Genomic DNA, 26,664 nt, shown 5'->3' with positions numbered 1-26,664 from the left:
CACGGCGGCCACGCCAAACAGCCGAGGATGAGCCCATGAGCAACGACCCCATCCCCCTGAGCAAGGCCCTGGCCTCCTTCGATGCCCTGTGGAGCCCCCGCATCGTCACACGCGTCAACGACTACGACGTCCGCGTCGCCAAGGTCGAGGGCGAACACATCTGGCACGCCCACGACGACACCGACGAGTTCTTCCTCGTACTCGACGGAGAGCTGCACATCTCCTTGCGCGAACCCCATGGGGAGCGCACGGTCCTGCTCCCGCAGGGGGCGGTCTTCACCGTCCCCCGAGGCACGGAGCACAAGCCGTACGCTCCGTCCGGCGCCGCAATCCTCATGTTCGAACCCACCGGGACGCTGACCGTGGGCGATCGCCACGACGAGATCCCGGACCATGTGGACGCAACGACCGGGCACACACTCAATACCTGAGCTGACGGGCTCCGGCTGCGGGCGCGAGTGCCTGCAGGTGGGAGAGGGTGATGCGACGCCGTGGAAGGTCGACGTCCAGGATCTTCACGGGGAGGCTGTCTCCGGCCTGAACAACATCCTCGGGCCGGTCCACGTGTCCTTCAGCCAGCTCGGTGAGGTGCACCAGGCCCTCGAGGCCGTCCTCTCTGTCTTCGATGCGGACGAAGGCGCCGAACGGTACGAGTTTGGTCACGACGCCGTTCGTGATCTGGCCGACCTGCTGTATGAACCGCGGCATCGGGTCCTCTTGCAATGCCTTCAGGGACAGGGGCACGCGCTCCCTGACCAGGTCGACGTCGAGGATCTCGGCCGAGATTCTCTGGCCGACACCGACGACGTCGGAGGGGTGATGGAAACGGCGCCAGGACAGCTCCGGAATGTTGATCATCGCGGTGAAGCCGCCGATGTCCACAAAGGTCACACCGAAGCTGGCGATCTCGGTGACTGTGCCGGTGCAGATCTGCCCACGGTGGAGAGTCTTCAGAAAGGCCCAGTTCCGGTCGCTCGGTGTCGGCTCGGTCCTCCACCGCGCGCGCAGGACGCCGTCGCTGTCGGGCAGGACCGCAGTGAACAGCGGGTGGCGTTCGTCGAGGGCCAAGGACAGGGCAGCAGCCGCACGGGCGCCTGCCACATGGGCGGACAGTTCCCGGTAGTCGGACTCGTCGGCCAACGTGCTGGAGATAACCCCGTTCTCGTCCTCCCATACGAACTCCACCGGACCTTCGTCGGGAAGCGAGGCCAGGACCGCTTCGACATCGGTTGACAGGTCCGGCCAGACGGTCAGCTGCGCACGAGGGGTAAGCCGGGCGCGTACCGCATCGAGAGTGCTGCCGGTGAGGCGGTGCCAGCGGGAGGCATTGTGAAGGTACCCCTCCTCCAATATCGCTGCGTGCCGCATGGCGACGGACCAGCGCAGACGGGCCCAGAAGTCCTCGTCCGCCGGCCGCTGCACGCCGGGCTCGTCGAAGTCCGCGTCGTAGGGCGAGACCTCCAGCCGCTCCGGGAAGAGACCGAGAGCCCGGGTGCGGGCAAAGGCGCGCTCGCAAGGCTTGTTGCTGCTGACGTAGACGTACTGGTCCCAACCGACCTGCACACCGAACCTGTCCTCCACCTCCAGACGGCACCAGGCACCGTTGTCGCGGAGCATGACCCGGACCAGCTCCAGGCCGAGGGAGACAGGCACCTCCGCTCCGTCGTGGAATCCGCTGAGGTCGGGTGGGAAGAGCCCGGCAAGGCCGTGGCCGTCGATCGCCGGCTCCCGGCCGAAGTGGGCAAGGCCGGAGATCCCGGGCTCACGAATGGCCAGTCGGTCGATGCCGGTGTCCTTGGCGAAGGCGGCAATCGCTTGCAGATAGGCCGCCTCGACCGGTCCGTGGTCGCTGGTCGAGCCCTCGGCGCCGATGTAGCTGCCGTGCTCGTCGCGGTCGGCAGGGTCGTACTTGGTGATCCGGTAGACGAAAGGCGGCACGTTGCTCCCGTGGTTGCTGACGATGCTCGCTCAATGGCCCGATCTCGTGATCGGGAGCGTAGGGCGGGATGGGCCGGCGCATCGCCGCCTTTGAGGATGGCCAGCGAGATCACCTTCTGCAAGCGGGTTCCCGTGTCGCAGGATCGGGCGGCGGCCGCACCCTCCGACGACCCTGCCGCTGAGCCACTGACAGCTCGTCCTCAGCCAGGCCACAGGCGGGCACCACTGCCTGCTCGGCGAGCATCGCGCACCCCCGGGGCTCCGGCGCCGGCAGGCCGCGCCAGCCCCGCCAGCCCCGCCAGCCACCCTGCGGGGGTCTCGGCCGGATCGGTGACCGGCCCTGGGACTGGTAGGCCCGCAGCAGCCGTGTGTTCGCCGTGGCCGTCGGTCGATCGCCCCCTGCTGTCGGTGCTCTGCGGCAGGATGACCGGCGTGAACACCGAGATACGGCCTCAGGTTCGCCGCTTTCCCTGACGAGACGCGTGGTGGTCTTGTCGTGGTAGCCGAGGGCCCGGGCAACGCCGGGAGCAGGGGCTTGAAGCACGAGCCGGCGGATCGCTGAGGCCCGGCCCCGCTGGATGGGCACTCCGATGTCCCCAAGGCGGTCGAGGAGGCTGACCTGGCTCATCCGCTGTCCGGGGTGCCGGCCAGAGAACAGCCAGGCACGGCTGCGGCTGCTCGCCCGGGCGAGGCCAGTGACGGTCTCCCGTGAACGAGGGCGCTCTGGCCGCCGAGCTACAGGTGCTCTCGTCACTCGTCAACAAAGCCAGCCAGGGAAGCGGCCTCGCCCTGCAGGCTCGCCCCGACGGCGTCCTCGTCTCCTGGAGCGCCGACGCGCTCATCAGACCGACGCTCGTCGCGCACGCCTCAGACCCCGGTGTCAGCACCCGCCTCACCCTCACCCTCACCGGCAGCGCGCTGGGCCCTGGCCGCCACGCCGCGGATGGCCTCCTCCTCGTCACCCGGCACCCACCCGCGGCCCGCCAGGCAGTCAGCCTGCTGCCGCACTTCCACGAGGAGACGCAAGGGGGCAGGCTGCCGCTGGCCTCGCGCACGACCTCGCCCTCCGGATCCCCGTGCCCTCCGGATCCCGTCCGAGGAGCGCTGAGGTCGCGCGTCCCTCCCGCCCGCCGCGGCACCCGCCCTCGCCGGACGGGCTCACGACTCCTCGGCCACGGTGTCACCGCAGGACGGGGCCGCCCTTCTTCTGCGGTACACCACCACCCCGCACGCCGCGAGGAGGAGAACGGCCACGGCGGACACCCCGAGGGCCGTCCGCTCGGCGAAGAGCCTTCCCAGCACTTCGAGCACGCCGAGCCCCGCGGTCGCGTAGATCAGCGCCCAGGCCGCTCCGCCCACGAACAGGGCAGGGAGGTAGCGCGGCAACGGCATGCGCATGCTGCCCGCGAGGAAGTTGGCGGCGGTCTGGAAACCGACGGTCAGGAAGGAGACGGTCACCACCGGCGCGCCCCACCGCTGGATCGCCCGCTCGGCGCGCCGGAACTTCGCCGAGGAGATCCGCCCGGCGAACCTGCTGCGCCGGGCGCCGGCGCCGGCGAGCCACCCGACGGCGAACGTCCCTCCGGCGCGGAGCAGGACAATGACATACAGGGCTCCGGCCGTGAGCGCGATCCTATCCACGACGCCTCGTCCCGAGCTCCGGGCCACAACCCGGGACGCCCGTCACCCGCATGGGCGTCTGCCCAGCGGGCGCACGACGCGCACAAGCCCGGTCACCGTCTCTCACCTGCGCCCTGCCTCTGCCGTTCCGTCCAATGGGTGCCACCTGCGGCACCGGAACTCGAACCCGCACGCCCGCACGCCAGGCAAGGTCAGCCTAACCGAACACGTATGCGGGGGTACAGGGCGCCGGGCTAGTGCTGGACCAGCACCACCGGAAGCTACTGGTCCCCGGACCGCCAGCTGGCCCACATCAGCGGCCGCGGGGTCGGAGTAGTGGCCTACCAGGACAAGCACACAGGCAGCAGCGGGCTTATGGCCTCTTCCGAGGACGCCTGGGAGACGACGCCCTTAACACCGAAGAGGACACACCCCAGCTGACCGCACCGGTTGGCCTGTTCGATCAGCAGAGCGGGACAGGCCAACCGGCCCTCATCCCACCCCGGAGGAACGACAGACGGGATCAGTAAATCTGGGCGCCTCACCCACGGCGTAGGCACCCTGCCGGTGGGGCAGGGGCCTCGCTCTGGCCGATCGCCCCCTCGCCGCACCCCGCGGGGTTCTGGTCGCTGCCGGCACCCGGTCGACCGTAGAGCCGTTGGACGACCGCAGCCTCACCCCCGGTGAGCTTCGGCCGGCGCCCGCCTACCCGCCCGCGGGCCCGCGCGAAGGCGAGACAGTCATGGGCGGCTCACCGTACGGGTCACGCCCGCGACGATCGTCGTCGCCAAAATCCAGCCGGTGATGACCAGGCCGTACGACAACCACTGGTACCAGCCGGCAGGGGCGAATGCCGCCTCCTGGCCGAAGCTGACGATCGGCAGGAGCAGGTCGAGGGTGTAGAAGACGGGGTTGAAAGCAGGCGCCTCACTTGCCTTGACGGGGCGCGGGTGGTCCAGGCCGTACGCGATCGACCCGACGGCCGTCAGCGACAGCAGCCAGAGGGCCGCGCGCAACGGGCGGAAGCCGTAGCCGACGGTGCCGTCCTGGAGGTACCCCCACAGCCGTCCGAACAAGGTGAGCGTGGTGCGTCGGCGGCGCTGCTTGGCGAGTTGGACGAGACGGGCCGCTTCGTCGTCACCGACGTGGCGGTAGGCCGCCGTCAACTGCTCGTAGCCGTACGGCTCATAACGGTCGCCGTCCCGCTCCAGCATCGGAAGGCGCCGCTCGGCGGGCTCGTGCGGGGTGAGTACGGTGTAGGTGAGATTGCTGAGATACACCTGGTCCGGCAGCATCTCCGGTTCGAGGTTCATGATCTCTATGCGAGAACGCCGCAGATTCAGGGCACCTTCGATGCGATCGCCGCCGTGCAGCCAGAGTTCCCCGATGACACAGCTGCTGGCCCGCAGCGCCGTGTCGCCCGGATGCGACAGGCGGGCGTGGAGCAGGTCGAGACGGCCTGATATGCGCGCGCCCCGCAGCTCCACCCCGCCCTGCGTACGTATGCGCCGCGCCCGCACATGGGCCCCCACGCTCAGGTTCTGTGCGTCCAGTGCGGTGCCACCGGGCTGGTTGAATTCGGCGTCCTGAACGTTGATCCGCCCGGCGATGGAGGCGCCGGTGAGACGTATCTGGCCGTTCGCGCGCATCTCCGGCGCCCACAGGTCGGCACCGATCACGGCCTGGTTGAGCTGCAGCACCGGCTCGGAGTCGTCCGCCGCCGTGAACTGCGCCTGCTCCATGAACAACGCCCCGGAGATCTGCACCCCGCCCAGCCGCACCGGCCCCCGCACACGGCAGCCCGTCATCCGCACAACCCCCTCAACCCTCAAGGTCGCCGAGGTCAGGCCCGGCAGAACCGACTTGCTCAGATTGAGCTGGCGCAGCTGGGCACCGTACAGGTTGGGAACGCCGTCGAACTGGCAGTGGCTCAGCCGGATGGCGGCGTCGATCCGGGCGTGCTTCAGGTCCAGTACGCCGGTGATCCGCGCCCCCGTGATCTTGAGCGCGGCGATCTCTCCCTCCTCCTGCGGAGCCTTGATCAGCAGTGCCCGCAGCACACTCGCCCGTACGGTCCGCTCAGCGCCCCAGGCGTCGCCGAGCGCCGGATCCTCCTCTGGTGCGGCACGGAAGTCCACGGACTCGCCTCGCGGAAACGCCCGCCATACCCGCGCTTCCGCCGGCGTCAGACCGTCGGTCTCGCTCACGCCGGGACTCCGACGTGCCGCGTTCGAGCTGTCACTTGCCGCACAGAGCACGCCATGCTGTTCGAATCCCCCGCCACGCCCCGCCCGGCCGGCGCCGAGCCCGGCCCCAATTTATCAACTGCGCGTTCATCACGATCTTCACCACCTCCCGAGCAGCGTCGAGGGACTTCCGGAGCCCAAGGACCCGTGTCGGTCTGCCCGTATCGTGCCCACTACACGAGGAACGCGGGCAGCGCATGTTGGGCGACGGTCCTCGCTCGTAGGGGTCAAGGCCCGATTGCCCGCCCCCGTCCGGGGGCAGTCTGGGCCTGCCCGCCAGGCCGAACGCGGCCGCCACTCGTCCGCAGTGCTCGGCGCCCCAGGCCTGGAACCGCTCCACCTCGGTGAACCCCAGCTTCGCCGCCAGGCGCATCGAGCGGACGTTGGTGCTCTGGGTGGTGAGCACCACCGGCTCGCCGGGAAGGACGCCGGCGAACCGGTCGAGTACCGCCGCGCACGCCTCGGCGGCGTATCCGTATCCCCACGCCCGCGGCAGGAACAGGTAGCCGAGATCGGCCTTCCCCGCGGCAGCCGGGTGACAGTGCTCCGTGTCTTTGGTGAGCGTGATCTGCCCGATCATCGCTCCGTCGGGATCGACGATGAAACGACCGGGGCGCCGGCTGGGTGCCCCGGGCATCGCGCGCTCGATTGCGTCACGCGGTTGAGGACCACCGATGAAGGTGCCGACCTCTGGCGAGGCGAACAGCTCGATGACCGCCGCACGGTCCCGGGCCTCGGGCTCACGAAGGACGAGCCTCTCGGTCCTGATCGGGGCAGGCGGCCAGGCGACGGGTCCGAGATCAGTCATACCGGCCAGCCAAGCAGCACGCTTAGCAGCGATTCAATTCGCCGACCCCCTAGGCTTCTCAGCCCCTGAGACGTCTTGACACCGCACGTTCCCCACGCCGATCAGGTCGCGGTCAGGGGGATGTGTGACAGAGGGCCCGCCGCGCGGCGCGCGATGCCGGTGCGGCGCATGATGCGCGCGTCACGGTGGACCAAACGACGGCGGGTCTCCTGCCCCACGACCGCGACACCGTCCAATAGGGCCTGTACGCCACCGGCGCCCCAGCCGAGGCCGTCGAGCGGGAGAAGCCCTCGGGCAGGACGGCGCTGACTGGGCCATCGGCCACGTGCGCCAGGGGAACCGTTCCGACCGGCACAATCGTCGGTTACGGATGTGACTGAAGTGACGCCGACGCTGCCTGCCGACCACCGCGAACTGATCTCCGACCTGTCCGGGATTGTCAGCGACTACCCCTATGCAGATCCCGAATCGACCCTCGCCGTCCTCGCCGACGACGCGGCGGAGGCGCTCGGCCGCGAGGCCACCCCGCAGGGCCACCGGGAGCGGACCGGGTACACGATCCTCCTGCATGCCACCTGCTGGTACGTCTCCGCACGCATCTTCAGCAAGTCCCTGTTCGCGTCGTACGTACGGGCCCTGGACGGGTTCCGTGCGCAGTTGGACCCGGCCTCCTGCACCTGCCCGGCCGGCGCCCACCCCGCGGAGCTGGACTCGGAGTACGAGGTCGAGGCCGGGGTGAGCATGCTGACCGAGGCCGGACGGGCCGCATTCGCCGAGGACTACGGTCTCGACACGGAGGAGTCGGCGGTGTTCGACTGCGAGGGGTTCCTCGCCGACCTCGCCGATGAGGCCCTGGGCCGCTTGCACGAGGCGCACCAGGAGCTCTTCGGCGGCATCGACGTCTCCCATCTGGACGCGCAGTTCGTCCGGGACGACGGACGCCTCGACGTCGTCGCCATGCAGAAGGCGATCAGCCGTAGCTGGGAGGACAACACCGGCCCGGTCGCCCTGTGGTCCGCCCGCCGCTGGCTCACCGGGCAGGTGCGGGACGAGGAGCGGATCGGCGTGTTCCTGTGCCTGTGGATGGGCATCGCCCAGTCCTACGGGGGGCTGCCGCCCTCGTACGCGCGCGACCTGGCCGCCGCGCTCGCCACCATCGACCTGGACGTCTCCTGCGAGCACCGGCAGCACCCCTGGTCCACCGCCGATTCCACCGTGCAGTCCCGGTACCGCGCGGTGGTCCACCTGTACGCGCCGGACGACCACCCCGACACCCCCGTGCCCGCCGAGCTCTCGGCCCGCGAGCTGTGGGAGTGCCCGGTGCAGTACGCCCAGTTGGCGCGGGAGGCGTTGGAAGACCTTGAGGGATGGCGCACCATGCGCGGCGGTGACGACGAGGACTGGGAGAACTGAACGGGTACGGGGCCGCTTCGGTGCTCGTCCTACTCCCAGTCCAGCAGGTACCCCTGAAGACGTACGCATCCTGAGCCGGCAAGGAGGGTCGGTGAGGTGGGCGAAGTGCCGGTCCGAGAGGTGGGAGCCCTCCCGCTGAGCCGTTATAGATCATGCGGGTACTGCGCAACACCAGGCGACTCGTGGGTCAGCTCTGCCTGGATCTACCTGCGCGACGCCGGCCTGACTCTGCAGGAGCCGCTTTCCATGGTGACGAGCGTGGCCCCCTCCTGGCTCCGCCATGGGGTGATCACGCACTGGAGCCGTTCTCCTTCGCATTGCGGTAGGTACGGTGGTGACCCTGGACGACTGATGTGCCGTCCAGGGTTCCAGCCGGGGCGCGAATTTGTTCCCTTGTGGGGTCAGAGGGGGCTATGGGTCAGCTGATTGCGGTGACGGAGTCCCACCCGCTGTGACTGACCACGGTTCCGGGCTTCGTCGGGTCCGCGTACCACAGGAGGGCGCCGGCCTCATTGGTGGCCCACAGGTCGGCGTTTCCGTCGACGTTTGCGTCTCCACCGGCGAGCAGCGGCCGGGTGTTGGGATAGAAGTACTTGCCGAGGACTGTTCGGCTGTTGAACGGGCCGTTCTTTCCGTCATAGACGTAGAGGGAGGCCTGTTCGTTGGGGTCGCGCACGAACAGGTCTGGGACACCGTCCTTGGGAGTGGTGGGGGTGGCTACATCGCCTGCGGCGGTGATCGTCATCGGTTCCCAGCTGCTGAGCCCGATCGGTTGGGTCGGGATCTCGACTGCGGCTCCGCCGGCTTGGGTCCACTTGTTCTTGTAGAGCCAGAGTTTGTCGTCGGCGTTCACCACGAGATCGGTCAGCCCGTCGCCGGTCAGGTCACCGACGCTCGCGACCTTTGCGTTGGCCGGAAGGTCTGCCAGCTTCTTGCCCGCCATCAGGTGCCCGTCCATCTTGGACGGGTACACCCGCAGTACTGAGCCGGTCCCGTTGGGGATGGCGGCGATGAGGTCCTCGCGGCCGTCACCGGTCCAGTCGCCGCGATGGCTGACCGAGGCGCCCGCCCAGCCGCTGCTGCCGAGTTCGGTCCGGGCGGCGAAGCCGCCCGGGATCTCGTCCTCGCCGCTGGCAGCGCCGACGCCCGTGTAGACGTACAGCTTGCCGTCCTTGCCGACTGCGACCAGATCCGGCTTGCCGTCGCCATTGCGGATGTCGCCAGGCACCTTCTGGATGGGCGGGACCGCCGCGGCGCCGAGGTACGCGATGACCGGGGCGTGGTCCGACATCCCGTTCGGCGGAAGAGGGAGGTGACCCTGTGCAGGCGCGTCGTTCGGGGTCGTGTCCATGCGGGACTCATCGATGTCGCATCCTGCGAACGCCTTGCCCTGGGTGGTGCTCACCAGGATCTGGTCACGCTCGGACCACACGTGCTGCCTGTTGGCGATGTCGTACCCGTGGTGGGTGATGCCGGTGATGCACGTTTCCATGCCGAGCTGTGCCATCTCGGGAGCGCTGGCGGCGCGGTTCACGTCGCCCCCGAGCACGGTGGTGGTGATGGCGCGCGCTGCTGCGTACTCGTCGATGAAGCTCTTGACCCTGGCGATCTGCGTGTAGACGTCGTCCCCAGGCGCGCTGGCCTTCTTGGGAAGCAAGTGGGTGTTGCAGATGGCGGTGGTTGTTCCCTTCACCGTGACGCACTGCACCGGAAGACGGATCGGGTTCACAGGATCTGCAGGCTCAGGGAGAGTCTGGGCCCAGTCCGGGTTCTCGATGGCACCCTTGACGATGATCAGAGTGCCGAGCCTGCCGTTGAGGACGCCACGGCACCGGCTTCCCTCGTTGGGGGTCGCTGCTGTGTCACCCAGGTTCGTAGCCGGGGAGAAGTAGTAACTCCACGTCGACGTCGGGAGCAGCTTCTTCAGCGCGTACTCATGCGTGCCGAAGTACCTCTTGCCATCCGCGCTCAGAGAAGGGCCCTGTGACCCGCCGCAGACCTCCTGCAGCATGACCGCGTCTGCGTTCCGGTCATCCTTGACCAGCTTCGCGATATCCTTGACCTTCCTGGCGTTCTCCTCCACTGTCCCGCGGTTCGCGCAGAATCCCTCTTCTCCTCTTGGGGCACCCGCTTCACCGCAAATGTTCCACGAGATGACGGTCATGGACGGCGCCGCCGCCTGAGAAGACGGCACGGCCACGCTGAGCAGAGCCATGCCCCCCACCAGCGCCCCGGCCAAGATCCGGGTGAACTTCATTCACTGTCCTAGGTGTCATGAAAGCCGTGCGCCCGCGTCGTGTGCGCATAACCTGCCGACCTTCTGTTGATCATTTGCCGGATCCATGACACACGCCACAACCGAAAGGTTGTACGGAGCGGGCGGGTTGAACGACAAGGGAGAACAGGGCGAGGCCGGCGGGGAGCGGTCAGATACAGCCGCCGAGAAAGTGTTCGGCTTTGCGTTCGCACCCGCCGGGCGTCGGTGCCGCGGAGAGCAGGTGTGCGCTGATCGCCTGTCACACCAGGGCGCCGCGGTAGCGGAGGGGGGTGTGGCCCGGCCTGGGTGTTATCGGGGCAGGTGGGCTGGGCGGTGTACCAGATCGCGAGCGCCTCGCAGGTGACGCGGGCGAGTTCGGGATCGGTGTTCACCGCGGCGAAGAGAGCAGCGCCGGACTCGGGCTGTCCGGCCGCGGTGCGGTACGCGTCGATCAAGAACGGGTGAGCGCGGCTGGACAGCGGGCGCCGAGGCGGGTGCGGTGTGTGTCGGCGGCGGCCTGGTCGAGTGGCCTCTCGCCGGTTGGGAGTTCGGACAGGGCGCGGAAGTCCGCGGCGTGGGTCGTGGCGCTTCTCGTTCAGTTCTCGACGAAGACGAGGTCCTCGGACGGATGGGTCATCCGCACCTTGCCGTCGATGACTTCGACGATTTCGTCGAGGCCGGTGGTGGGGTGGCTGGTGGAGATGATCCAGAACTCGTCCGCGGCCTGGTCGAGGAAGGCCGGGAAGCCGGACAGGTCCGGGTCGTCCGGGTCGCCGAGGTACAGGTAGTCCACCAGCCGCCGGAACAGCTTGGGCAGGATCACGACATCGTCCTGGAGGGAGTCGATGCCGGTGACGGTCGCGCCGTCCAGCGTGTCGTCGTCCTTCCACAGGCCTTTCTTGGGAACGGCCTGCTGTGCCTGGCGCACCGCGGCGGTCAACTCCTCGCGCAGGTCGGGGAAGAGGTTCGTGTAGTACGTCGGGTAGGCCAGGCCCTCCGCGAGCACGTGATGGTTGAACGTGGTGCGCAGCAGCGCCTCGTCGACGTGGATCTGCGTGCCGCTGGTGCCCGGGGGCGTGCCCTTGCCGACGAGGGCGATGCAGCGCTTGTCGCGGGCCGCGCCGCGGGTGAGGATCCAGCCGGGTCTGGTCGTGGGAGTGGCCGCGGTGACGGTCTCGTCCTCCGTGCGCTCTACGGTGGTGAAGCCGAGCCAGTTCGTCAGCGCGTCCCGGGCAGCGCGGCCGTGGAGCCACGGCTGGTGGACCTCGGGGTTGCCGTTGCGCGCGTAGTGGGTCTCCAGCGTGTCAATGGCGTCCAGCCGCAGCTTGGCCTTGCCAGACTCGTTGTGCTCGACCTTGTGGGGCCCGGGGACGAGGTTCCACTCCTCCTTCTGGTCCGGCTTGAAGTGGATGGTGTCTCCGTCCGACCGGCCTCCGATGAGATGGTACGAACCTTTGATCAACAACATGGGCATGACGACGCGGCTCCCTCGCGATGGGTACGAACAGCGAACAGACCTCACTCAGCGTTACAGAATAGGAGCACCTGAATACACAGCGGGTGAAACCACGCACCGGGTTCACTCGTTAAGCCTCTTTCAGCCCCGGACCCTTCGCCAGGGCGTCAGCAAGCCGGTGATCGCCCGACGCGGTATCGCCCACGATTCCGGGCCGGGCAAGGTGCCGTGGGTGGTCGAGCGCATCTTCGCCTGGTTGCACCAGTTCAAACCACTGAGCATCCGATACGAACGCCGCGCCGACCTCCACGACGGGCTGGTGGAACTGGCTTGCAGCCTGATGTGCCTACGGCGACTCCAGCAGACGCGCCGGCTGCTGGGTCAGTAGCGAAGGCGAGCCTCAGACCCGTTTATGCGCAGCTGCAGTCCTTGAACACCCGCAACGGCGGCTGCTGGTCGTCTACCGGAGCCGGCCTGAGCTCCAAGTCCTGCAGCGGTTTGACCACAGCGACAGTCCGAGGCCCATCCGGGTCCGGCCCCATGAGAGCCGCCCACGCCTCGAACAACGCCCTCACGCTCTCCCAGCCTGGCCCCGGAGTGAAGCGCGCCAAGAAGAACGGCTGATCGCAGCCGCACTCACTGAGTTCACCGGCCAAGCCCCCCCCGCAAGAGCCGCCACTGCGTCATCACGTGCCCCCGTCCTCCACCGCCCCCTCGTGGCCTTCGTTGATGTCTAGGAACAGCGTTTGTCGACTGGTTCCGGAGTCAGTTGGTGATCATGCGGTTCGTGAATGTCGAGCAGAAGTGACGGCGTTCTCGCGGGGCGGCGAGAAAAGGGAAGGCGGAAGCCAACTGGCCGTTGACAGGATGTCCGCGCTGAACACCCGAGGGGAAAGGACCCCACGACCGTGGCTCGTGCCATCACTTTGATCCGCTCCACCGCTCTGTCCGACGTCGCCGAGTACGCCTACGCGGCCACGGCGCCCGCCGAGTCACGCCTGATCTTCCTTGCAGGGGCGTGTCCGCTGAACGATGACGGCTCCACAGCAGCGATCGGGGACTACGCGGGCCAAGCGGCGAAAGCCATCGAGAACATGCAGGCCGCTCTTACTGCCTCAGGCGCGTCACTCCAGGACGTCATTAGCACACGGGTTCTCGTCGCATCGGCCCGGCGGGAGGACCTGGTGGCCGCCTGGCAGGTTGTCCGGGACTCGTTCGCTGACCATGACGTCCCCAGCACGTTGATGGGCGTCACCGTGCTCGGTTACAAGGACCAACTCGTCGAGATCGAGGCCGTCGCCGCCGTGCTCGATTCTTGAGACATCTTCCAAGGACACCGCAAACGCCGGGACGGCCAGGCGTCCGCCGGGACGGCTGGCCATCGAGGAACGTAGGCTGCGGTCAGCCGGCCAAGGCTTCCTGGCCGCAGGAGGCGAACACGCGGCTGGTGCTGGCGGACGTGCTCTCGCTGCAGCTTCGTACGCCGCCAGCTCCGGCAGACCCACTGTGGAAGCGCGTCCTGCACGGTGAGCCGTCCGAGGTCCTTCGGATGAGGTGGGACGAGACGGAGGACGTGCTCCATGTGCGGGACGGCGGCTCGGCGCTCGTCTGCCGAGGCGGGACCTGGCGCTGGCAGACCGGCGGCTGAGCGACCCACGGCGACGTGGCCACGCGGCTCCCGCTGGACAGATCCCGCGCCTAGGGCCTGTGTGATGTTGTGACCCGAGACGCAGTTGCCGCACGGCCTGGTCCTCGATGGCGAACTGGTCGTCTGGGACGCCGAGGCAGGCCGGTTGTCGTTCGAGGCGTTGCAGCGGCGGGCCGTCACCCGCGCCCGCGGCGCCGCCGGCCCGGCCGCCCGGCGGCCGGCCTACTTCGTCGCCTTCGACCTCTTGCAGCAAGACGGCCAGGAGCTCCTCACACGCCCGTACTCCGAGCGGCGCGCACTGCTGGAAGGGCTGCTCTCCGAGCACGCCCTGACGGCGCCGTGAACGTTGATCCCGCAGACGACGGATCTGGCCAAGCACGGGAATGGCTGGAGTCCTGGACGGACGTGCCGGGCGTGGAGGGGATCCTGACTAAGCCCCTGAACAGCCGCTACCTGCCCGGCTACCGCGGCTGGACCATGATCAGAAGGCGGGACACCACTGAGACGATCGTCGGCGCGATCACCGGCACCCTGACCCGACCGCAGCTCCTCGTCCTCGGCCGCCACGACCAGGACGGCCGGCTGCGCGCTGTCGGCCGGACCGTACCGCTGCGCCCGGACGCCGCCCGGCAGGTCGCCGAGCACCTCACCCCGCCGCCCCCGGACACCCGTGGACGGGCGTGCGCTTCTCCGCGACGTGGGGGAGCCGCGACGTCCTCGACACCCCCCTCGTCCAACTCCGCCTGGTCGCCGAGATCAGCGCCGGCCGGGCCATCGACCGCGGCGGCGTCTTCCGCCACCCGCTCAGCAGTCCCAGGCAGATCGGCCGCCTAGAACCCCACCAAACACCCCTACTGGGAGTCCGCGCTGGTCTCCGCAGCCGCGGCGATCGCCGCGTACGCCGTCCGCCGCCTCCGGCCCACCCCGCCGGACCCGGCGCCGAACCCCGCCCCCACCGGGGACCGCCGGACCCCCGGACCCCCTGAACCGGGGGCGGGGCGCCCGTCAGACGGGCTGGGCGGCGAAGACGAAGAGACCCCCCGCGCTGCGGACGGCGGCGTACCCGTTCGTCGTGAACTGCGGCATCTCCTCGATCCCGGAGGCCAGCAGCTTCTTGTCGCGGGCGTCGAGCGCGGCTCCGGTGCCGTCCAGGTACGCGTAAAGGACGCCGTTGCCCGGGAGGGAGCGCGGCGTGATGTTCACCTCGTCCGCGGCCTGGCGCCACAGCTCCTTGCCGGTCTCCGTGTTCCAGGCGACCGCGCCCTTGCCGTACTGCACCACGGCGGTCTTGCCGTCCGGGGAGATGGCGAGGCCGTCGTCATCGATGGTGCCGTTGGTGTCGATACCCGGCCCCTCGGCGAGCCGGCGGCCGCTCTTGACGTCGATCAGCGTCATAACCGCTTCGGAATCGCCGTACGAGGACCATTCGAGGAGGGCCTTGTCGCCCTGGAACGGCATCAGCCGCGCACTGGTCGCCTTGGCCGAGGTGACCAGCTTGGCGATGGCCGCCGGCGGCGCGAGGTCCTTGGTGTTCCACACCTTCTTGCCCGTGCGGATGTCCGTGGCGGTCAGCCACTCGGCGGAGGGCTGGAAGGAGATGTCCTGCTGCGAGGAGTAGCCGAGACCGGAGCCGACCACCCCCTTGAGATCGATGTCCGAGGCCTCGGTGGTCAGGGTCTCCCCGTCACCGATCGGGACGAACTTGGCGCCGCCGGAGCCGCTGGTGTCCAGGAGGTAGCCGTGCCGGACCGGGGTGGACATGTGGGCGTCCCCGTCGAAGGAGGAGCTCCCCAGCTTCTCGCCGGACGGCGCGTACATGGTCAGCACGGTCTGGGTCGAGGCCTTCTTCAGGCCGCCCGCCGGGGTATCGACGCGGTTGCGGATCAGCAGGGCCGGCGAACCGTCCCGCCACTCGCCCACCTGCGCGAGGGCCACCGTCGGGGAGGACGTGGACCCGCCGCTCTCCTCGGGGAGGGCGAAGTCGAACTTCTTGCGCAGCTTGCCGGTCTTGGCGTCGAGGAGCCGGGCGGTGAAGGTGCTCGTGCCCGACTGCCCGTCGCGGTCGCCGGTGACGATGACGGCGTCCCCGACCGTGCAGACGTCGCGCTGCGACGTGTCCTTCTCGGACGCCTTGCTCGCGCAGTTCCCCGCCTCACCGTCCGTCAGACTCCACGCCGGCTGCGCGGCCAGCCCGGGCACCGGCTTACCCTGATAGACCGGGCCCTTCGGCGCCGCGGACGCGGACTCCGCGACCTTCCCCGTCTCCCCGCCGCCGGCCTTGGCATCGGGGCCCGCCCCTCCGGAGCACCCGGTCACGAGACCCGCGGACAGCACCAGGCCCAGCGCCACCGTCGTACGTATGCGATTCAACTTCCTTGCCCGTCTTCCTGCTTGAGTGATCACGCCCAACGGACCACCTTACTTCGATCACGACCCGCCCCTGCCCGGCATGCCTGCGCGCCCGCAGGCCGACCACGGGCGCGGTGGCCGGTTCCGGCGTGGATGCGACGCGGCGGCAGCCTCAGGTTCAGGGTCTGCCGGTGAACGGACGGCCCAGGGATGGTGAGCCGACCAGCTGCGCAGCGTGCTGGCCGATGACGTCCTGGCCGGAGGACACCGACCGGTGGGCCGGCACTCGGACACAGTCCGCGGCAGCAGGCCGGACACCGGCGAGTGCCACTCGGTCCGGAACGTGCAGCCGCCCGGGGTAGCGGCGGCGCCGTTCGGGAGCAGGCGGCAGAAGCGGCGCCACCCGCTCCCACAGGTCGTCAGGAACAAGATCAGCAGGCACCCCGGACACCCTGCCGCCCAAGATCGTCGAGCACAGACCCACAGCTCAACTCATCCTGAAACGAGCAGCTAGGCGACCCTGGGCAAGCCTCCGCTGTCGGTGGCCTGGGACACCGGGACGCATCGACCTGCCGACAGGGCCGGGCTCACTGATGTCGACCCCGCCGTGAACGCGCCTCGGGGCCGACCCGCCCAGCGGTCGCGAGGCTGGTGTTTCACCTCTCGGCCTGCACAACGCTCGGCCAGGAACTGGAGCCGAAGGTTTCTGTGCCGACGATGGCCAGCCATCGCCGGCCCACGACGGGTGACCGGTTTCCTCAGAAAGTTGCACGGGCCGGTCACGCCACTGACGTGCGGTTGACCGATGGCGCGGACGCATCGGTCACGCCGGTCCGGGTGATCCCTCACCCACCCGGGCAAGTCACATAACCGGTGTTGGCGTATCAGCGGTCCCGGCTGCGGTCGAGCTGGCGAGCAGCTGCCCGGATGGCCTCCGCGTACGGCGCATCGAAGGCGCGGGTCTCCGGGTCGAGATCGTCGAAAGGGATCAGCGCTACATGGGCGCTGTTCACCGTCTGCATCCACGCGGCCCAGGCATCGTGGACGTCCTCGTCAGTCACCTCCTCCCCCTTGGCTCTCAGCAGCACTGCATACATGAGGAACAGGGCTGCCGAATCTTCAGGAGGTTCAGCCTCCGGGGGAAGGCAGGTGCGGATCAGGGCGGCGAGGGGATCGAGGTAGGTCACGCCGTCAGTGTGCCCACAAGCAGGAGTAGATGCGCCGCGACGAACACCAGAGGCACGACGCGTTCAGAGCTACCCAGCTCAGCGTAACGCTTGCGCCAGCCGGAGATCGGATCCCGGCGCAGGGCCTCCCACTCGTCCGCGAAGATCTTGACCGGGAGGCGTTCCTCGATTTTGTTGATGCCCTTGAACTTCGCCGTGTTGAGGTCCCGGTAGCTGCGGAGCTGCAGCCACCAGGTTGCCGACAGCGTCACTCCCGCCAAGGCCACGGCGACTGCCGCCCACCAAGGGGACTCGGCCAGCTTCGGGAATCCGAAGCCTACGAGGCCGATGAACGCGGTCTGGACGGACAGGAAGAAGGCGTTGGCGGTCCCCCGGCGCGCGGAGACGCGGTCGGCCATCTCCACGGCGAGCTTGTAGAGCTCAAGGACCTCCGCCCGCTGGTTCGGCTCAGGAGGCACCGCCTCCCCGGGCGGCGTCGTCACCGAGCCCCTCCGACGAGGGCCTTGAGGCCGTCCCACGTCCACTCGTAGAGCTCGTCGCCGGCCTTCGCCGTGGTCGGCTTCTTGCCGGTCTGGCCGTTGTACCCGTTCAGCAGGAAGTAGTCGATGGCTTCCTCCTGAGCCATCTTGAGCTCGATGGCTACCCCCACAGCGGCGTCGGTGTGCTCACCGCAGATGACGATGACGACGTCCGACGCCCTGATCCTGCGGCGGGCCTTGTCCTTCCAGTCGGGCGAAGCCTCCTTGATCGACCAGTCATAGATCTCGAACGGCGAGTCGGGGTTCTTGGCCTGCCCGATCAAGAAGTCCTTGAGGGTCTTGTCGTAGTCGTAGTCGAAACTGACGAACACACGCTTCGGCATGGGCGCTCCTTACCCCAAGTGGAGGAATCTGCGCGCATCGTAAGGGCAGGCACTGACAGCGGTCATCAGATATACGGAACAGAAGCCGCTGCACGGCCAAGGGCATCGGTGCGCACCCGAATCCGGCCCGCGGCGACGGAGCCGCCCACCACTTCCGTGTCACCTGACGCCAGGGAAACCTCGTAGGAGTGCGCGGCCGGGCCTGCTTACGCTGGGCGCCGCGTCTGCACCGAAACTCCACCACTATGTGCCGCAGAGCTACCTGGCACGGTTCGGGCGAGGCGACATGGTCAGCTCCAACGCAACAACGTCCTCAGCGATATGTACCAGGTGCTACTCAACAGCAATGCGCCCAAGGGATCCGAGTGGAACCCGGCCTGCTCGATGGTTATGGGCAAGCTCGGCATGCAGCCACCGTGGCCCACTGGCCCCGAAGCGGCCGCGGACTGGCAACTGGCGCACGATCTCGAGGTGCTCCAGTCCGCCCGAACTGATGGTGATTTCGCCTTCCGCCCACGCGTCTGTCATGGCGGCGGCAGCCACCCTGGAGCCGGGCGACCTCAGCACGCTGTCCCGGGACCGGGACATTGTGACGCCCAGCGGCCTGCTCGTACTGCCTGAGCCTGTGGTGTGCGCGAACCGGACCGGATCAGTGTCCGACACGGCCGCCTTCGGCTGGCGATTCATCACCCAACACCAGGTAATGCCCACCGCTCAGTACGAGGGGGTGTGCATCAGCACGTTCATGGACCGCGACGGACCCGTCCAGCCCGACGAGTGGCGCGCAGCCGTGACTCAGGCACGAACCTCCGGCCATCCCATGCCTCGACTCATTCCCGACGGCATGTATGGGATGCGAGGTGACGCGGCCGTCACCGCAGCGAATGTCGCAACCATGGACTCCCTGTCAGAGCAGCACAAGAAACTACATGCCACGCTCAAACAAGCATCCGCCTGGCGTGCCGAGCCTGCCGCCGATACCGGAGAATGGTCAGGAGGCCGCGTCGACGACCCGAACGACGACTTCGCCTGCCGCTACATGTTCGCCCTCTGGCGACTCGTCGCCCAGGGCATCACCACCACCCACCGCCTGCCCGGACCCTCCGCTGGTTCCCACACAACCGGGCGCCCGCACGATCCTGCAGTCCGGGTTGTGCGTCTTGCCCAGCAGCTCCCAGCGCAACGTACGAAGGAGACAGCTGAGGACGGTCAAGCCCCGCTGACCTGCCAGGAGTTGGCCGCCTGCTTCGGTCTGGACCTGGTGCCCGCGAAGGTCGAGGCGTTGCGGTCGAAGGCGAAGCGGCTGACAGCGCGCGGGTGGCTGGCCGAGCCGGCGCCGGGCCGGTTCACGCTCGCGAAGAGCGTGGCCGGGCCAGGCGGCGGGTCATGAGCTGCGTCATCAACCAGTAGACCATCGCCTCCGCGCGGCTGGTGGACCGTTCGAAGTCGCGCACGAGGCGGCGGCTTCGCATCAGGTGGGCGAAGAACCGCTCCACGATACAGCGCTTGGGAAGTACGACGAAGCCGCGCATGTCGTCGCTGCGCTTGACCATGGCGAGGACCATGGCGAGGGCGGCGAGGCAGTACTCGACGAGGCTGCCGGTGTAGCCGCCGTCGGCCCAGACCAGGGCCAGCGGGTGGTGCGCGGCGGCGACCTGGGCGAGCAGGACCTGGGCTGCCGCACGGTCTCCGGTGTCAGCGGCGGTGACCATCACCGCGAGCAGCAGGCCGAGGGTGTCGAGCACAGCGTGCCGCTTGCGGCCGCTGACCAGCTTGCCGCCGTCGAAGCCGCCGCTGTCGGCGCGACGACGGCGTCTGCCTTGACCGACTGGGAGTCGATCACGCCCGCGCTCGGCTCTGGATCCCGCCCGGCCTGCTCACGGACCTTGCGGCGGAGCCGGTCGTGGAACTCCTTGACCATGCCGTGGTCGCGCCAGCGGCGGAAGAAGGCGTAGACCCGGTCCCACGGCGGGAAGTCGCCCGGCATCGCGCGCCATTTCGTTCCGTTGTCGACCAGGTAGCGGATCGCGTCCAGTATCGCGCGGTGGCAGTACGCCTCCGGCTGCCCGCCCCGGCCCCGCAACCAGCCCGGCACCGGCAGCAGGGGCCTGGCCACCGCCCACTCCGCGTCGGACATGTCCGTCGGATAGCGGCGCTCGCGCACCCCGTGGTCGCCGGCGTTCCCGAACCGGTGAGCCAGGCAGTCTCACGCAAGGGTGGCAGAAGTGGACTCCGCCCACGTGGTGCCGTAGAACTGCGTCAACAGGGCCTCTTGGACAGCTTTTTGGCGTAGACACCCTTTGAGCTACCAAGAGGCCCTGCTTTCACGCGCGGAAACCGCCGCAGTCACCCAATCGAGACTCCCGTTCGATCGACAGCCTTCAAGATCGGTGCGGGCAACAACCACTTACGTGTCGGGATGCTCCGGCAGGGCGAGCCAGTCCGACCAGGAGATCTCGCGGCCGAGGAAGCGTGGCTGCTCGAACGGCCAGTCGGCGGCGATCCACTGTGGCACCAGCGCGTCGAGGGCTTGCTCGACCTTGCTGCCCTCCAGTTCGTCCACCACCCACCAGGAGATCTCGGCGTCCGCGCCGGCCCTCTCCGGTGGGTCGATGTAGACGCAGCCGAGCAGAGCTGTCTCCGCCGCGTTGAACAGCGCGTAGTTGAAGGACTGGTGTGCGGCGATCTCCTTCTCGTGCCGCAACAGGTCGGCCTGGTCGGCCTCGTAGGTCATGGTGGCCGCGGGCCAGCCCCAGGCCGGGCCGAAGATGGTCCACAGCCGCTCGCGCGAACCCATCACAGCCGGATAGTCGAGCGGGGTGTCCGCCTCCCGGATCGGCCGCAGGTGATGACCACCGCCCGGCAGCGGTACCAGGACGGGGTGGACGAAGTCATCGGGAAGCCAGCTCATGGCGCTCGACCGTAGCAGCGCGCGGCCGTCCGCTCCCCTGGATCTTCCCGTATATCGCCAGGCCCTGCTCTCATGCCGGGCAGGGTTCGCGCGATCACCCGATCGAGACTCCCGTTCGATCGACAGACTCCATGATCGGTATGGCAACGGCTTCTAAGTCCAGAGCTTATCTCCACAACACCGACACGAACGTGCGGTGGCAGAGCCCAGGCATACTGACCAGTCATGGACAGACGCAGCACACGGCGGTTGACCCTGGTGGTCGACGGGGAGACGTTCGATGTCACCGAGCGCCCTGACGAGTTGGGCACATACGACTTCACCTGGCTGTCAGGCCCCAACCCCGGGTACGGCTTCACTTCTGCCGTGCAGCCGGCCAGAGCATTGAGCGAGCCGGAACTGCAGGCGTCAGCGCGGGACTTCTTGAAGCAGGTGGACCCAACCACCGGACACATTCAGTAGCCCCCACGTGCCCTCGCAGCCAGCCAGGCCCGCGGCTGTGACTGGGGGGGCAGCAAGTGGACGTCAGCAGGATCGCGGTGTTGATGTCCTGGTGGTGGGCGTGACGTGGGGCTGGGGTTGCTGTCACGGAGTGACCAAACGGATGGTGTGGCTAGCAGGTTGGTTGCTGGCTGTCATGGCTTTCGCTGTTCCTATGTGAGGGCTGGCGGGGTCGTGTGGGCTGGGCCGTATGACGGTTCAGGGCGTTTCGGCGGGTGAGGCCGGGTCGGGATCGGCTGCTGTGGTGCCGGCCGGGGGGCCGCCGTTGGCGCGGGTTGTGGTGGTGCAGCGGCTGCTGGCGGTGGACCGGGGAGAGGACGGTCTGTCGTCGTTGCACGTACGGATTGCGGCTGGTTTGGCGGGGGTGTCGGAGCGGACGGTGTGGCGGTGGCTGGCCGAGGGACGCGAGGGCCGGGTGGGAACGCGGCCACGGTAGGGCGGGTTCGTGATGAGCGACGCCGTGTGGGCGGTGCTCACCCAGGCCGGCGGGAACGTCGCCGAGCTGCGCCGCAGGATGCTACGGGCGCAGGACGACGGCGTGCTGGAGGAGTGGGGCGCGCAACGGCGACCGCGCCGGCGAGGCCGCGAGCAACAGCGTCAGGGTCGTGCTGAGGTACGCGCCGAAGGTGAAAGGCGAAAGCCAGCACGCGGGCAAGTACGTCGTCTACACGTACCTTCCGCTGCCGAAGAAGCCGTAACACGGCGACCATGGGAACGGGCACCCCTCACGCCGGGGGGTGCCCGTTCCGCACAGGAGGTTGATCATGGCGCACCCGCGCGAGGTCCACTACTACGCCCATTCGGAGGACTTCGGGTTCAGCGGCCTCACCGGCACGCTGTGCGCCCGTGCGGCCCTGCGGCTCGACGGGCCGGTGGTGCTCGCTCTCGCCGGGGCGCAGGCCGCGGACGAGGACGACCAACTCGGCCGGGACGTACGGCTGCTGCTGGACTCACCCGTGCCGGACGAGGTGCTCGGCACGGTGTGGCTCGCGGCCGTACGACGCTGTTTCGACCCGGCCGAGGAGGGCACGGACCCGCGGGCGTGGCTCCGCCGCCTCGCGGACGTGTGCCCGCCGCGCACACCGGAATGGAGCCCGTACGAGGTGGCGGCCCTGGACAAGGTGCGGCCGTCGGTGCCGGAAGAGGAGCTGCGTGCGACCGTCTCGGCGGAGATCGAGGCGGCCGCGGCCGGGCTCGAACGCTGCGTCGCCATACCGGGAATCGCCCCGGCGCTGTCGCGAGTGGTGCACGAGGCGGACGCCGACCTCGGGTTCCGGCTGTTCCTGCGGGCGCTGAAGGCGTACTCCGTACCCGTTGCCAAGGACCAGTACGACCGGCTGGTGGCGATCGGCGAGCTGCTGGCCTTCCCCGGGGTCGCCGTCCACGAGGAGCTGCACGTGCGGTGGCCTCCGCTCGATCCGGGCCGGCGCGACGTGGGGACCGGCCGGTTCGGTCTGCCGTTCCTCGCGGCGGTGCTCACTGGGACCGACTGGCAGTACGAGGGCACTGTGCGGGAGAACACGCAGCGCGTCGTCCGCGCCGACGCCGGGGAAACCCCCGGCACCCAGGCGGCGGTCCTGCTCGAGGACGCGCAGCGGCTGCTCGCCTCCCCCCTGTCCGGCCATGCCGTCACCACTCTGTGGCGAACCGCCGCGGCGCGGTCGTACGTCTCCGGCGTGGACGAGTTCGATGCCGACGGCCGGGCCTGGCTGGAGCAGGTCGTCCAGGGGTGCCGGGAGTATCTGGCGGAGGTGGACCCCGTCTACTCACCCTCCTTGTCCCCGGCCCGGACCGATCTGGCGGAAACGGTGCTGCGGGTTGTGCGCGAGGCCGTGTGCGCCGACGCCGCCGAGGTGCGGGACGTGGCGCCGGTGCTGGAGGAAGTGGTCACCACCGTGGACCCGGACCTGGGCTTCCGCTTCCTGCTCCAGATCCTCTCCACGTACGACGTCCCCGTCCCCGACGCCCGTCGCGACCGCTACCGGGCCCTCGCGCAGCGGCTCGGGTACGGCGCGGACCACTTCGACGACTGGCTGCCCCATCCGTCGGACTGACGGAGCGCGGCCCTCTCCCCGCCCCGCCGGAGGGCGGACACCGCCGGCCCGGAAGGGGCAGTCGTGCCGGCGGGCAGCCGCGCGCCGTACGCACCAACCCGCCGTGCTGTTCACCGGGGCCTCCCTCCAGCAACTCGCCACCGCACGCCCCCGCGACTACGACGCCGCCGCGGCCACGCTCGCCCTGCACGACCGCGCCCGCTACACCGACGGCTGTGCCGCCCACCCCGTACCGCCCTGGGCCGGCGTCTTCCTGCGGGCCGCGGCCTGCTTCGCCCGGCTCGTATCCGGCGAGGACCAGGAACTGCTCGCCACCCCAGGAGACCGTGGACGCCTGCTGCGCGCGGCCGAGATGGCCAGGCTGTGCCCGCCACAGCCGCCCGCCGCCAAAGCCCGGCTGGCTGTGTGGAGTGGGACTGGCGCGAGCGGCAGGAAGCCGAGAGGTACGAAGCGGTGCCAGCCAGTCGCGTCAGGCCCTCGCGACGCTGAACCCCCTGACGCATTTCGCTCGAGGGGGCAGGCTCAGGCGATCGAGAAGTCGGCGAACTCGACGTCGCTGAAAGCGATGTGCAGACCGTGGGCGCGGCCGCCCCATTCGCGAAAGTAAGCGTGCCCAAGCGCGCGGGCGAGGATCACCATCTGCTGCTGCTCGCCCGCGTCGGCATCCCGGGCGGCGAACAGCTCCCGGCTACCTCTCCCGTCAGGTACTGGGTGATCCACCGCACCCGCGGATCGTCCGAGGACCCTGCAGGAGCCGCGAACCCGAATCGCGCCCGGGGATGGAAGAGGAAGCCCTCCGTCTCGGCCTGGGCACGCCGACGGGCCCGTATCCGGGGCTGCCACCGAGCCAGGACCGCTTCCTCGATCGCCAGGACCTGCAGCGGACCCGGCGGACGACGCGCTCCTGGCTTCTTCGTCACCCGCCGCTGCACAGTGCGCTGCGACACCCTCAGCACGGCGGCGACCCTCCGAGTGGAACCACGGTGCGCTGCCAGCAGAAACCGCAGGCGGGCCTCGGTGCTTGAGGGAACGGGCCGGGTGCGCAACGCACGCTCCAGCCCCTGCTCGATCTGCCCCACGTCCGCCTCTCCAAGCGGCCAGCCGACAGGTCGGCACCCCGCCGTCCATAGCGTCAGTTCTCCCACGCCGCCCGCCCCTGCCCGCCAGTTCCGGTGTCTTCGGGACAGCACCGGCCGAAGTCGGCTACGAGAGTCCCCGGCGGCGTGCCAGCGACGGACAACTGGCCTGCAGGTCACCTTGAGTCACAGGTTGTCGGCCCATGAGGGGACGGGGTAGTTGTGGACGTCGTCGAGCGCGAAGCGGAGCGGTCCGAGGAGACGGTGGGCGAGGCTGGGGAGAGGTCCTCGATCGCGAGTGCCACGGCGGCGAAGCACACGGTCTTCTGTTCGTCTGAGAAGTCCCGCACGCGTTTGCCGTGAGCGCGGGCTGCTCTGTTCAGTGCTGTTTCGGTGTGCTTGATCAGCACGTTCTTCAGTTGGGCCCGGTTGGTGGTCGCGGCGAGGTCTTGTGCCTCGTACCAGGCTGGGTCGTCGCGGTCCGCCGGCCATGCCTTGTTGTAGGAGCGGCGCAGGGTGAGGACCTCTTCCCAGGTCAGCTTTTCCAGCCGGGCCAGCAGTGCTGCTGTCCGCCCCTGGGGTCCCAATGCCCACCAGGCCGGCGCGCGGAACCATATTGTCTGGCCCCAGGTCCGTCCGGAGAGTTCCTCGTCGTCGCCCGGGGTGAGGCTGATGATCCACAGCCCGAACGGGATGTCGGTCGTGAACGGGAGGTATGTCGCACCTGATGCGTACGGGGCTGCCCGGTGCCATGGCTGCTTGCGGCGTCGAAAGGCGACACCGGGAGATTCTTCGACGAGGATGCTGCGGCGGTCGCGGAGAGCGGCGGCGTAGTCGACCAGGTCGTCCCCGAAGCCGAGGCCCGAAGGACGTGTCACCTTCCAGCCCCAGTCGGCCGGCAGGCGATTCGGATCCACCCTCGCGGCTGTCCAGTCTTCCCACCCAAGTCCAGGCATCCGATCCCCCTCCGCGACAGCGCTGGTGACCTATCTTGAAACATCCCGGAGCGGGCGTGCCTGGGCGAAGCCGGAAGAGTGCTGGCGCCGGGCAGGGAACGTCCGGGTGCGCCAGGCATGGCTCGCTGCTCCGACGCTTCCCTGGGGCGCCAGAAAAAACAAATGGGGTCAGATCGCGGCAAACCCCATTGCTCGAGCGTCCTGCGCCAACAGCACGCCCACCTCGCATCGCGGTACACAGTCCGGGTCAGAGGCTGAGGTGCCCGGCGGCTGGACCAAAGTAACGGCCCCCGCTGACAGCACGCGCCCCCGGGCATGAGGACGCCCGGGCGCCGGAGGGACGGATGGGGAAGGAAGAGGACGGTTGCGGGTCTGTCACCCCTCGGTGTCAGTGGGCGGTGAGAGACTCATGGAACGGCTTTGCGATCACCTCTTTGCCTCGACGTGGACACGCTGCTGGCGCAGGCGGAATACCACGAGATCGATGTGCCGCAGCGCGAGGAGATCGTGGAGACAACGATCAAGCGGCGCTCGGGCGGCGGCAAGTTCAGTCTGGGAGCTGCTGGAGTCGACGCGTCGGGCGGGAGCGATGTGCAACGCCAGGCGACCTACAGCCTGGAACCCCGCGAGAAGGCCACCGTCAGCAAGGTGATTGACGGACTGATCGGCAAGGATGCGGTCATCAGCCGCCCGGATGCCACCACTGTGTTGACCCGGGACGCCCTGGTAGAGATCGAGGGAAGAACCAGGATCACGGCCGCGAGTCTGTTCGGCAAGATGCTCTTTATCCTGCGCCGGTTCCTCGAGGGCGGAAGCTTGGAGAACCTACCCGACACGCTCAGCGCCACCGATCCCCGCCTGCTGGAACAGAGTGAAGAGGTCTACCTCCGCAACGAGCTCCCGCCCATCCCCATCCTGCTGGAACTCGAAGACTCGGGGCTCCCGCAGAAGGCGTACATCAACGTCACCCCGGACCACTTCATCGACATGGCATCGATCAACCGGGTCGAAGGTGAGATCCGTGTGCTCGGCACCGTGTCAAGACTGATCGATGACTCCCCAGATGGGTTCCTGAGCGCGGAAGACCGGCTCCTCTCGGGATGGGAGTGGATGTTGAGGCGCACAATTATGACGCGTATGGACGACGCCCTCGTCGAACTGCGCCAGGTGATGTCCAATCAGGGCATCGTCCTGCCGGACGAAGACGTCGATGCCTACATCATGGGCCCGGCCATCGTTGTGGACGCCATCGCGCTGTACTGACGCCCGACACCCTGGGCCGACTGTTAAGAAGTCATCTCATTTGGTGAGTCTGCGGTAGCAGATGAGGGTGCAGGCGATGCTCGTGAAGGCGAGGAAGTGGTTGGCCTTGCGTTCGTAGC

Annotated in this window: 21 protein-coding genes and 4 pseudogenes; 9 read left to right on the top strand and 16 right to left on the bottom strand. The window is 68.7% G+C overall.

Going from position 1 to position 26,664, the window contains the following annotated elements; genetic code table 11:
• Positions 1-35 precede the first annotated feature (35 nt).
• On the top strand, positions 36-431 hold the full coding sequence (locus ACZ7LT_RS33835; protein ID WP_471239928.1) for a cupin domain-containing protein: 396 nt from the start codon (positions 36-38) through the stop codon (positions 429-431).
• On the opposite strand, the gene ACZ7LT_RS33830 is transcribed toward ACZ7LT_RS33835, so the two are convergent.
• The 4 genes and pseudogenes from ACZ7LT_RS33830 to ACZ7LT_RS33815 form a co-directional block, all read right to left on the bottom strand.
• A complete protein-coding gene (locus ACZ7LT_RS33830; RefSeq protein WP_471239927.1) occupies positions 421-1,938 on the bottom strand; it encodes a S1 RNA-binding domain-containing protein in 1,518 nt (505 codons plus the stop codon). The two genes, ACZ7LT_RS33835 and ACZ7LT_RS33830, sit on opposite strands and share 11 nt — an antisense overlap.
• Positions 1,939-3,096: 1,158 nt before the next feature.
• A complete protein-coding gene (locus ACZ7LT_RS33825) occupies positions 3,097-3,579 on the bottom strand; it encodes a DedA family protein (protein ID WP_471239926.1) in 483 nt (160 codons plus the stop codon).
• A 719-nt stretch (positions 3,580-4,298) separates the two neighbouring features.
• Positions 4,299-5,765, bottom strand: a complete 1,467-nt coding sequence (locus ACZ7LT_RS33820) for a pentapeptide repeat-containing protein (RefSeq protein WP_471239925.1) — start codon at positions 5,763-5,765, stop codon at positions 4,299-4,301.
• A 349-nt stretch (positions 5,766-6,114) separates the two neighbouring features.
• Positions 6,115-6,612 (bottom strand): annotated as a pseudogene (locus ACZ7LT_RS33815) (GNAT family N-acetyltransferase); the annotation flags it as partial.
• A 372-nt stretch (positions 6,613-6,984) separates the two neighbouring features.
• On the opposite strand from ACZ7LT_RS33815, the gene ACZ7LT_RS33810 reads away from it, so the two are divergent.
• A complete protein-coding gene (locus tag ACZ7LT_RS33810) occupies positions 6,985-8,025 on the top strand; it encodes a hypothetical protein (RefSeq protein WP_471239924.1) in 1,041 nt (346 codons plus the stop codon).
• Between the two features lie 418 nt (positions 8,026-8,443).
• Here the strand turns inward: ACZ7LT_RS33810 and ACZ7LT_RS33805 are convergent, their stop codons facing one another.
• Positions 8,444-10,282 (bottom strand): FG-GAP-like repeat-containing protein, encoded by a 1,839-nt coding sequence (locus ACZ7LT_RS33805; protein ID WP_471239923.1) that lies wholly within the window; start codon positions 10,280-10,282, stop codon positions 8,444-8,446.
• A 595-nt stretch (positions 10,283-10,877) separates the two neighbouring features.
• On the bottom strand, positions 10,878-11,756 hold the full coding sequence (locus tag ACZ7LT_RS33800; RefSeq protein ID WP_471239922.1) for a thermonuclease family protein: 879 nt from the start codon (positions 11,754-11,756) through the stop codon (positions 10,878-10,880).
• 157 nt (positions 11,757-11,913) lie between these two features.
• Between ACZ7LT_RS33800 and ACZ7LT_RS33795 the strand changes: the two are divergent.
• The 3 genes and pseudogenes from ACZ7LT_RS33795 to ACZ7LT_RS33785 all read left to right on the top strand — a co-directional run.
• A pseudogene (locus ACZ7LT_RS33795) lies at positions 11,914-12,126 on the top strand (IS5/IS1182 family transposase); the annotation flags it as partial.
• Positions 12,127-12,646: 520 nt separating this feature from the next.
• Positions 12,647-13,057, top strand: a complete 411-nt coding sequence (locus ACZ7LT_RS33790; protein ID WP_214354659.1) for a RidA family protein — start codon at positions 12,647-12,649, stop codon at positions 13,055-13,057.
• A 414-nt stretch (positions 13,058-13,471) separates the two neighbouring features.
• Complete coding sequence (locus ACZ7LT_RS33785) at positions 13,472-13,729, top strand: ATP-dependent DNA ligase (RefSeq protein ID WP_471239921.1); 258 nt, start codon at positions 13,472-13,474, stop codon at positions 13,727-13,729.
• A 662-nt stretch (positions 13,730-14,391) separates the two neighbouring features.
• Here the strand turns inward: ACZ7LT_RS33785 and ACZ7LT_RS33780 are convergent.
• The 5 genes and pseudogenes from ACZ7LT_RS33780 to ACZ7LT_RS33760 all read right to left on the bottom strand — a co-directional run bounded on the left by ACZ7LT_RS33780 (position 14,392) and on the right by ACZ7LT_RS33760 (position 17,784).
• Positions 14,392-15,756, bottom strand: coding sequence for an outer membrane protein assembly factor BamB family protein (locus tag ACZ7LT_RS33780; RefSeq protein WP_471239920.1), 1,365 nt, complete (start codon positions 15,754-15,756; stop codon positions 14,392-14,394).
• A gap of 292 nt (positions 15,757-16,048) precedes the next feature.
• Positions 16,049-16,177, bottom strand: a pseudogene (locus ACZ7LT_RS33775) (IS5/IS1182 family transposase); the annotation flags it as partial.
• 442 nt (positions 16,178-16,619) lie between these two features.
• Positions 16,620-16,922 (bottom strand): DUF7701 domain-containing protein, encoded by a 303-nt coding sequence (locus tag ACZ7LT_RS33770; RefSeq protein ID WP_471239919.1) that lies wholly within the window; start codon positions 16,920-16,922, stop codon positions 16,620-16,622.
• Positions 16,919-17,404: a RipA family octameric membrane protein gene (locus ACZ7LT_RS33765; protein WP_471239918.1), complete on the bottom strand. Its 486-nt coding sequence runs from the start codon at positions 17,402-17,404 to the stop codon at positions 16,919-16,921. Before ACZ7LT_RS33765 ends, ACZ7LT_RS33770 begins: the two co-directional genes overlap by 4 nt.
• A complete protein-coding gene (locus ACZ7LT_RS33760; RefSeq protein WP_471239917.1) occupies positions 17,401-17,784 on the bottom strand; it encodes a TIR domain-containing protein in 384 nt (127 codons plus the stop codon). The genes ACZ7LT_RS33765 and ACZ7LT_RS33760 overlap by 4 nt, the downstream gene beginning before the upstream one ends.
• A gap of 1,210 nt (positions 17,785-18,994) precedes the next feature.
• On the opposite strand from ACZ7LT_RS33760, the pseudogene ACZ7LT_RS33755 reads away from it, so the two are divergent.
• Positions 18,995-19,174: pseudogene (locus tag ACZ7LT_RS33755) on the top strand (hypothetical protein); the annotation flags it as partial.
• On the opposite strand, the gene ACZ7LT_RS33750 reads toward ACZ7LT_RS33755, so the two are convergent.
• From ACZ7LT_RS33750 to ACZ7LT_RS33740, 3 genes are all read right to left on the bottom strand, one after another.
• Complete coding sequence (locus tag ACZ7LT_RS33750) at positions 19,131-19,529, bottom strand: transposase (RefSeq protein ID WP_471239916.1); 399 nt, start codon at positions 19,527-19,529, stop codon at positions 19,131-19,133. The pseudogene ACZ7LT_RS33755 and the gene ACZ7LT_RS33750 overlap by 44 nt on opposite strands.
• Positions 19,496-19,921, bottom strand: a complete 426-nt coding sequence (locus tag ACZ7LT_RS33745; protein ID WP_471239915.1) for a transposase — start codon at positions 19,919-19,921, stop codon at positions 19,496-19,498. Before ACZ7LT_RS33745 ends, ACZ7LT_RS33750 begins: the two co-directional genes overlap by 34 nt.
• 270 nt (positions 19,922-20,191) lie before the next feature.
• On the bottom strand, positions 20,192-20,695 hold the full coding sequence (locus ACZ7LT_RS33740; RefSeq protein WP_471239914.1) for a GNAT family N-acetyltransferase: 504 nt from the start codon (positions 20,693-20,695) through the stop codon (positions 20,192-20,194).
• Between the two features lie 225 nt (positions 20,696-20,920).
• Between ACZ7LT_RS33740 and ACZ7LT_RS33735 the strand changes: the two genes are divergently transcribed.
• On the top strand, positions 20,921-21,157 hold the full coding sequence (locus ACZ7LT_RS33735) for a hypothetical protein (RefSeq protein WP_471239913.1): 237 nt from the start codon (positions 20,921-20,923) through the stop codon (positions 21,155-21,157).
• Between the two features lie 803 nt (positions 21,158-21,960).
• A complete protein-coding gene (locus ACZ7LT_RS33730; RefSeq protein WP_471239912.1) occupies positions 21,961-23,250 on the top strand; it encodes a hypothetical protein in 1,290 nt (429 codons plus the stop codon).
• Between the two features lie 632 nt (positions 23,251-23,882).
• Here the strand turns inward: ACZ7LT_RS33730 and tpg are convergent.
• Positions 23,883-24,329: a telomere-protecting terminal protein Tpg gene (tpg, locus tag ACZ7LT_RS33725; protein ID WP_471239911.1), complete on the bottom strand. Its 447-nt coding sequence runs from the start codon at positions 24,327-24,329 to the stop codon at positions 23,883-23,885.
• Positions 24,330-24,502: 173 nt separating this feature from the next.
• The gene (locus ACZ7LT_RS33720; RefSeq protein ID WP_471239910.1) at positions 24,503-25,243 is read right to left on the bottom strand and encodes a hypothetical protein; all 741 of its coding nucleotides are present in this window, start codon (positions 25,241-25,243) and stop codon (positions 24,503-24,505) included.
• Between the two features lie 459 nt (positions 25,244-25,702).
• Between ACZ7LT_RS33720 and ACZ7LT_RS33715 the strand changes: the two genes are divergently transcribed.
• Positions 25,703-26,545, top strand: a complete 843-nt coding sequence (locus tag ACZ7LT_RS33715; protein WP_471239909.1) for a DUF6414 family protein — start codon at positions 25,703-25,705, stop codon at positions 26,543-26,545.
• Positions 26,546-26,664 lie beyond the last annotated feature (119 nt).

This window comes from Streptomyces sp. NPDC039465 (genome assembly GCF_055639315.1).
The sequence above is the reverse complement of the archived record's forward strand: the minus strand, read 5'-3'. Positions and strand labels throughout refer to the sequence as shown.